The following is an 8,066-nucleotide window of genomic DNA, read 5'->3' as shown; positions in this document are numbered from 1 at the left end:
GTTCTGTCGGTTAAAGAGCCACGGTCCGCGAAATCCAGCCCGTCCGGCGATTGAGGACACCGCGCGAAGCGCGGTCCGGGGCCCGGGGCGGAGCCCCGGAACACCCCTCACAGGCCGTCAGCCGACCGACAACTCCGGCCGCAGGCCGGAAAGACGTACCGCCGACATACCCAGGCCGCTCAAGCCGCCCGGACCACCCGGCGGCGCACTCGCGTTATGCCGCAGCAGATCCGATTCACGGTACCTTCGGCACCCGTCGTGCCACGTCAGGATTCCGGCCATCCAGTTCTTGAGTTCGTCCGCATACGCCGTCAGCGCCGTGCGCGCTTCCTCGTCCAGACCGAAGTCCGTGAAAAGGGCCGGGAGTTGAACGGCGACGATGTGCTGGAATTCCCGCATCCGCGATGCCATCAGATCACTGACGATACCGAGCGCCTCCTTCCGCCCGCAGTTGAAGAAGTTCTGTACCACGAGGACCCCATTGTGGAGCTCGCCCTCGAACTCGATCTCCTTCTGGTAGGAGAAAATGTCGTTCATCAGGCAGGAGTAGTCGGCGGCCGCGTTCTCCAGGGACCGGACGGGCCGCGAATCGTAGATCTCCGGCGGTACGGAATTCCCGTGGCCGATGCGGCACAGACTCATGGTGAGGTCGGAGCCGAAGGTCTTGCGCCGCATCTCGATGTAGTCGACGGGCTCGGGGATGCGGTTCTGCTTCTGGTTCGCCAGCTCCCACAGCCAGCTCTCCAGCATGGACTTGACGCCGTCGTGGAACTTCTGCCGGTCCTCCGTGCTCATCGGCCCCGCCGTGCGCCGCCACAGATCGGCGATGCCCCGCTCCAGCGGGCCCACCGGCGCGGGCATGGCGTCGAGGTCCGGCGGCATGCACTGGAGGAGCCGCTCATGACACGCCTTCGCCCCGGTCATGTCCGGAGAGCGCCCGAAGACCACCGGGTAGAGGTCGTCCCCCCAAGTGCCCCAGGCGAGCCAGTCCGAGGCCAGATACAACTCCTCTGCGGTGGCGTCCGGGTGGATGCCGGCGGCGCACAGGGGAAGGTCGATGTCCCTGAGCCTGGCCTCGTCCCAGACCTCCGACCCCGGGACGCCGGGCAGGCCCTCCAGGATGCCCATCCGGTGGCACCACTCGACGGTGTGCTCCCGCGCGGCGTCCAGATGCGGGCTCAGCCGGGTCTCGTACGGCATGCCGAAGTCGGGGTGCGGCAGCGGGCCGACCTTCTCGAACGGCACGTGCGTGAAGCCGCGGAGGCGGGCGGGGGCCGACGCCACCAGGGACGCCACCAGCCGGGCCGCGGAGGTGCCCAGGCCGGAGGGCCCGGCGAGCAGGTCGGCCGCGGCCGCGAACGGCGTGTGCTCCAGCGCGTCCGCCGCGTCCGCGCCCGCGGACTTGTTCATGTAACGGCTGGAGCGCATGTGCCACTCGTGCCCGCCGGACTGCCAGTCCTGGAGCCCCTTGACGTAGGCGAAGACATCGGCGTGGGCCTTGGCGTCCAGGCCGTGCTCCAGCAGCAGCGGTTCCACCTCGACGAGCGCGGTGTGCTCGAACTGCTGGAGCCGTGAGGTGAGCAGGTCGTTGACGGCATCGGCCGCCTCCTGCGTACCGCAGTCCAGGAACTTCTCCAGGACCAGGACCGCGTTGGCCAGCTCCCCTTCCTCCCGGGTCTCGCGCTCGTACGAGAAGAGGTCGTTCCGCAGATGCACACCGTCCGAGAACGTGTCCTTGAGGACGCGCATCGGGCGGCTCGCCGCGATGGCGGCGGGCACCTCGGCGCGCGCCGCGTACTCCACCAGATTGGCCGACCAGGGGGCGCCGCCCACCTTGCGGCGCATCTCGATGTACTCGACGGGGTTGGACAGCCGCCCCTCGTTGATGTTGGAGAGCTCCCACAGCGACTCCTCCAGGAGATGCCGGGTGCTCTCCATGAAGCGCCGCCGCCAGTCCTCCGACATCGCCGGCACCGTACGCGCCCAGAGGTCGGCCAGACCCGCCTCCACCTGATTGGCGGGCTCCTCGGTGGCGTCCGGCCGGTCGATCGGCATGAAGGCGGGCAGCCGGTCGAGATACGCCTTCGCCCCGGTCATGTCGCCCGTGCGCTTGAAGATGTCCAGGAAGTGGTCGTCGAAGAAGAACACCCAGACGTACCAGTCGGTGATCAGGTCGAGATCGGGGCCCGAGGCCTCGGGGTGGGTGTAGGCGCACAGCAGCGCGTAGTCGTGGGTGTCGAAATCCGTCTCGTCCCAGATGCCGGAACCCTCGATCATCTGCATCTCGCGGGCCCATGCCTTGGAATGGCCGCGGGCACCCTCCAGATGAGGGTTCAGCCGGGCCGGGTACGGCATGTAGAAGGAAGGGAGTTCGAAGGGCTGTGACATGGACCGTCACGCTAGTTCGCCGCGCGGTGCCGGATAGATCGTGAAGTCGTACTTCCGCTCAATGTGGTGAATGCCGCCGCGGGCCCGGTTAAGGATCTTGTGCCCGGGTGTGTCGTGGGCCCGTCGTCCCTCGGGGTGACCCGTTGCGCGATCTTGCGGACGGGGGTCCGCCCCCGCGCGTAATGTCGTGAGCATGGGCGATGACCAGCTGAAGAAGGACGTACTCGACGAACTCGGCACCGACCGGATCCAGGAGCTCGCCGCCGATCTCGGCACCGATGCCGAGGGGGCGAAAGCGGTCGTGGCGGCGGCCGTCGAGGCCCTGCCCGAGGAGCTCACCACCGAGGCTCCCGCCGCCGCGGGCTTCGCCGGACTGGGGGGTGGGCTGATGTCCGGCCTGCTCGGCAAGGTCAGCGGGCCGGTCGCCCGGTCCGTGTCCAGGAAAACGGGACTACCCGAGGCGACGGTCTCCCGGGCGCTGGAGCTGCTGCTCCCCGTCGTCCTCACGGCCATCGCGAAGCGGCGCCGGCGCGGCTAGGCCTGGCCCCGGCTTCTTCATTCGTAACCGGGGGCTGCGCCCCGGGCCCTGCGGCTTCGCCGCGTTGTCCTCAAACGCCGGACGGGCTGATTTCCGTGGCTGAGCTCGCAGGCTCAAGGTCACGGCCAGTACATCCAGCCCGTCCGGCGATTGAGGACGCGGCCGCAGGCCGCTCCCGCCGCAGGCGGCGACGGAGCAGCACCCGGACGCGTACGCGAACCACTCGCATAACATGGGGTACGCCACCCCCGACCATGGACCCGCAGTGACCGCACCCGCCCGCCCCACGCCGCCGCACCGTTTCCGGCGCGCTCTGCGAGCTCTGGGCGCGGCCGCCCTGGTGGCGGCCACGGGCGCGGCGTGTTCCACCGCGGGTGAGCCGCTCAGCGCCGGTACGACCCCGCCCGCGGCGGCCCCGTCCCCGTTGTGGCCCGACCGTACGCCCGCCCCGACACCGACGGGCGCGCAGCACGACGACGTCACGGCCACCCGCGTGCCCGGCATCCCGCCGGTCCCCTCCGGGGACATCCGCAAGGTCGACGCCTACGCCGTGATCAAGGCGGAGGTCGCCGCCCACCGGAACGACGTCACCGGCGCGGACGGGCTCGACGAGACGACCGCCGCCAAGATCACCACCTGTTCGGAGGAGAAGGGCGACTGCCCGATCCGCACCCCCGTCCACCGCGACCTCACGGGCGACGGGCACGACGACCTGATCGTCGGCATCGAGATGGGGGACCACCTCCTCGGGCTGCGCTGCTACACCCTCGTCAAGGGCGAACTCACCCGGATCATGGCCACCGTGGTGCAGCCCTCGTCCATCGAGATCGCCGGGCGGGACCTGATCGTCTGGGAGCCGTCCACCACCCCGCACTACGCCGTGCGCTCGGTCTACTCCTGGGACTCCCACCGCCGCTACATGGACCTGAAGAGCGACGAGATCCGCCGTACCGACACCACCACGACCGCGCCGGAGCGCCCGTGATCGCCCGCCCGCGCGCGCCGTGGCCCCGGCTGACCAGGATGTCCCGCCTCGGCTCGCTGTACGCGAAGTTCACGCTCTTCCTCGCCGTGATGTGCTGCGTCGTCGCGGCCGTGCTCGGCACCCTGGTGCACGTCATCGTCACCCGGCAGACCGTGCACCAGGCGCGCGTCGAGGCGCTCGCCCGCCTCGACTCCGCCGCCCGCGCCTACGCGGCGGGCGACCCCGTCCACCACCAGGCCGTCCTCAACCCGCCCGGAATGCCCGGGAAACTGCGGGAGATGGCGCTGCACGGCCGACGGGGCACGGCCCTCGGCGACGACAACGGTGTCGCCACCATGTGGGCCGCGGGCCCCGCGGACGGCGGGGTGCTCGCGGCCCGGCTCGACTACCGGCACAGCGCCGCCACCATCGACGGCCTCGACCGCGCGATCATCGGCTCCTCGACCCTGGCGATCGGCGGCACCCTGCTCATCGGCGTCTTCGCCGTCTCCCGGGTCACCCGCCGTCTGCACCGCACCGCCGACGTGGCGCGCCGCATCAGCGCGGGCGACCTCGACGCCCGGGTCGCCGACCCGCGCACCACCGACCCCGCCAAGGCACAGGACGAGGTGGCCGCCGTCGCCGCGGCCCTCGACGCGATGGCCGCCACGCTCCAGGCCCGGCTCCAGGGTGAACAGCGCTTCACCGCGGACGTGGCCCACGAGCTGCGCACCCCGCTCGCCGGGCTCCAGGCCTCCGCCGACCTGCTGCCCCCCGGCCGCCCCACCGAGCTCGTGCGCGACCGGGTGCAGGCGCTGCGCCGCCTCACCGAGGACCTGCTGGAGATCTCCCGGCTGGACTCGCTGACGGAGCGGGCCGACTTCGACGCCCATCAGCTGGGGTCGCTCGCGGAGCGCGCCGTACGGGCCTCCGGGCTCACGGCGGAGGTACGGATCGTGCGCGACGCGTGCGTGGTCACCGACCGGCGCAGGCTGGAGCGGGTCCTGAGCAACCTGCTCGCCAACGCGCACCGCCACGGCCGCCCGCCGGTCACGCTCACCGTGGACGGCCCCGTGATCACCGTCCGGGACCACGGCGACGGCTACCCCGGCTACCTCCTCGAACACGGCCCGCAGCGGTTCCGCACGGAGCCCACCACACCCGGCGGCAAGGGCCACGGCCTGGGGCTGACCATCGCCGTCGGCCAGGCCAGGATCATCGACGCCGAGCTCACCTTCGCCAACGCGCCGGACGGCGGGGCGGTCACCGTCCTGCGGCTGCCCGAATACGGGGAATGACATGAGCCGGCCGGGAAGGTGTGTCACCCACCCATTTCCCGGGCGCCCCACCGGACCACCGGGTTCCCGGCTGCTTAAGCCGTTCGAGTGAGGTGGCGGTTGCTGCATCCGGGTGAGGGAAGGTCCGACACGAGTTCGGACTCCGGCAGTGATGTCCGGCCGAATATGAGGGAGGCACCTCTCGTGGCCACCACGCATACCGTCAGGATCCACAACCTCGCGTTCGATCCGCAGTCGCTGAGCGTCGCGGTCGGTGACACGGTCGTCTGGGTCAACCAGGACTCGGACGACCACACGACCACGTCCGACAACAACGGCAATACCGGTTGGGATTCGGGCGTGCTCCACACCAATCAGAGTTTTCCCCACACGTTCGGCGTCGCGGGGACCTTTCGCTATCACTGCGCCATCCACGAATTCATGAAGGGCACCGTCACCGCCCCCTGACCCCTACGGCGGCGTGCCGCACGCCGTTGTCACCCGGACGCCCTTTCCGGAAAGCCCGTCGTTGGGGTGCGAAATACCGTCCGTGGCATGACGTCCGTACGCCGCCCTCCGCGTCCTCACCGTCTCTCGCGTGTCCCCAAGGTGCCCGCGTGCCTCGCGGCCGCCACCCTGCTCGCCCCCGGGCTCGCCGGCTGCACCGGCTCCGACCGGGCCACCGGAGAACCGGACCTGACGCCCTACTACAAGCAGCAGATCACCTGGAAGCCGTGCTCGCAGGAGACGGACGAGGCGGTCAAGGACGAGACCGGGAAGGCCGCCCCCACCGCCGAGTGCGGCCGCCTCAAGGTCCCGTACACCTACGCCGACCCCGGGAAGGGCGAGATCCGGCTCGCGCTCATGCGCTACCGCACCAAGGACCAGGCCCGCCGCGGCGGCTCGCTCGTCCTGAACTTCGGCGGCCCCGGCGAGTCCGGGCTCAGACAGCTCAAGGAGTACGGCCCGGACGGCTTCAGCCAGGCCGGTACGCGCTACGACCTGGTCAGCTTCGACCCCCGGGGCGTCGGCGCGAGCTCCCCGGTGCTGTGCGGCGGCGCGGCCGAGGAGGAGCGCCCGGCCGTTCCCGAGCTCACCGGTCCTGCCGGGGTGGCCGACTTCATCGAGGTGCAGGAGAAGGCGCTCCGGCGGTGCAAGCGCACCGCGGGCGACATCATCCCGTACGTCGGCACGGTCAACGCGGCCCGGGACCTGGACGTGCTCCGCGCGGCGCTCGGCGAGGGCAAGCTCAACTACCTCGGCTTCTCCTACGGCACCAAGCTCGGCGCGGTCTACGCCCACCGCTTCCCCAGGAACGTCGGCCGCATGGTCATGGACGGCGTGGACGAGCCCGCCCCCAACCTCAAGGACACCACCCTCGCGCAGACGGCCGCCTACCAGCGGGCGCTGCGCCACGCGGTCGAGACGTGCACCAGGCGGGGGGACGAGGACTGCGCGCTCGGCTCGAACACCGACAAGGCCATGGCGGACGTCGCCAAGGCCTTCGACGCGCTCGACGAGCAGCCGCTGGACTGGCCGGGCGGCAGGAAGCTCGACCGCGAGGGTGCCATCGAGGAGACCATGGGCCTGCTGCGGTCCCGGGAGAGCCTGCCCGAGACCCCCAACCTGCTGGCCGCCATCGTCTACCACACCCGCCCCGGCGAGGCCGCGGAACGGGGCCTCGCGGCGGCGGACGAGGCCCGCGGCAAACGGGAGAGCGGCATCCACGACAAGGTGGAGGAGGCCATGACCGCGATCAACTGCGCGGATACCGCGGACCGTTACAGCATCCGGCAAGTCGTCGCCTCCTACGGGGAGTTCGTGCGGGCCTCGCCCGTCTTCGGCCCGTTCATGGCCGCGGGCATGGCCGCCTGCACCGGCTGGCCGCAGGCCGGTGACGACACCTCGCACGACGTACGGGCCGACGGCGCCCCCAAGATCCTGATGCACACCACCGAGTACGACCCGGCCACCCCCGTCCAGTGGCTGCCCAGGATGGCCGCGGCGGTCGGCTCCGCCGTGACCATGACCGACACCGGCGGCGGCCACAGCGTCTACGGCGCGCAGGACGCCGGGTGCGTGAACGAGCGGATCGACGCGTTCCTGCTCGACGGCGTGCTGCCGCCGGACCACAGCACCTGCTCCTGACCGGCGCTCAAGGGCCGCTGCTCCATTGGGAGGGACTGCGGCGGCCCCGCGGGTGGCGGCGCCGGGGCCCGGGGCAGTCATCAGCTCCGACGGGGCGTCGGCTGACACGCCCCGTCCGGAACCCCATCCGCGGTGCCGCAGCGGCAGCGCGGGCAGACGAGGAAGGGAGCAACTGACGATGCGTATGCGATACCGGGCCATGACCGCGCTGGCGGCCGCCGCCCTGGCGGCGGCATCGGCGGGCACAGCACTCGCCACGGAGTGCGAACACGACGAGACGTTCCTGACGACGTTCCACCAGGGCGGCATGGCGGAGATCGCCGCCGGGAAGGACGCCGCCCGGCACGCCGTCGTGCGGTGCACCAAGGACGCCGCGGCGGTGCTGGTGACCGACCACACCAAGCTGGACGAACAGCTCAAGGCGCTCGCCAAGCGGCTGAACGTGACCCTGCCGGGCTCGATCACGCCCGAGCAGCAGCAGGAGATGAAGGACATCATGCAGCGGGCAGGCACCCGCAACTACGACAAGATGTGGCTGAAGGCGCAGGAGACCGCGCACGTCGCGGTGCTCAAGCTGATGGACGACGAGATCTCCGGCGGCAAGGACCGCGACGTGCAGGCGGAGGCCCGGAAGGCCCGGCCGTACATCGCCCGCCACCTCGACATCGTCCGCGACTGCATGCGTACGGCCTGACGGCCGCCCCGGCGCGGGTGCGGGCGCGGTGGGGGGCCCCCCCCCCCCCACCGCGCC

7 protein-coding genes are annotated in these 8,066 nt (G+C 71.2%); 6 read left to right on the top strand and 1 reads right to left on the bottom strand.

Features of this window, described 5'->3' with window-relative positions; translation table 11 throughout:
• Positions 1–117: 117 nt before the first annotated feature.
• Positions 118–2,388, bottom strand: coding sequence for a family 2 encapsulin nanocompartment cargo protein terpene cyclase (locus ACWD4A_RS34880; RefSeq protein ID WP_451200428.1), 2,271 nt, complete (start codon positions 2,386–2,388; stop codon positions 118–120).
• Between the two features lie 193 nt (positions 2,389–2,581).
• Between ACWD4A_RS34880 and ACWD4A_RS34875 the strand changes: the two genes are divergently transcribed.
• From ACWD4A_RS34875 to ACWD4A_RS34850, 6 genes are all read left to right on the top strand, one after another.
• Complete coding sequence (locus ACWD4A_RS34875) at positions 2,582–2,926, top strand: DUF937 domain-containing protein (protein WP_451200427.1); 345 nt, start codon at positions 2,582–2,584, stop codon at positions 2,924–2,926.
• A gap of 265 nt (positions 2,927–3,191) precedes the next feature.
• Entirely contained in the window at positions 3,192–3,911 is a 720-nt protein-coding gene (locus tag ACWD4A_RS34870) for a hypothetical protein (protein WP_451200425.1), read from the top strand.
• 38 nt (positions 3,912–3,949) lie between these two features.
• Complete coding sequence (locus ACWD4A_RS34865) at positions 3,950–5,188, top strand: ATP-binding protein (protein ID WP_451200430.1); 1,239 nt, start codon at positions 3,950–3,952, stop codon at positions 5,186–5,188.
• Positions 5,189–5,371: 183 nt separating this feature from the next.
• The gene (locus tag ACWD4A_RS34860) at positions 5,372–5,635 is read left to right on the top strand and encodes a cupredoxin domain-containing protein (protein ID WP_451200424.1); all 264 of its coding nucleotides are present in this window, start codon (positions 5,372–5,374) and stop codon (positions 5,633–5,635) included.
• 87 nt (positions 5,636–5,722) lie between these two features.
• Positions 5,723–7,315, top strand: a complete 1,593-nt coding sequence (locus ACWD4A_RS34855; RefSeq protein ID WP_451200423.1) for an alpha/beta hydrolase — start codon at positions 5,723–5,725, stop codon at positions 7,313–7,315.
• 178 nt (positions 7,316–7,493) lie between these two features.
• Positions 7,494–8,009 (top strand): DUF4142 domain-containing protein, encoded by a 516-nt coding sequence (locus ACWD4A_RS34850; RefSeq protein ID WP_451200422.1) that lies wholly within the window; start codon positions 7,494–7,496, stop codon positions 8,007–8,009.
• Positions 8,010–8,066: the final 57 nt, after the last annotated feature.

This window comes from Streptomyces sp. NPDC002537 (genome assembly GCF_053594975.1).
Note: the sequence above shows the minus strand (reverse complement) of the source record. Positions and strands in the feature narration are given on the sequence as shown.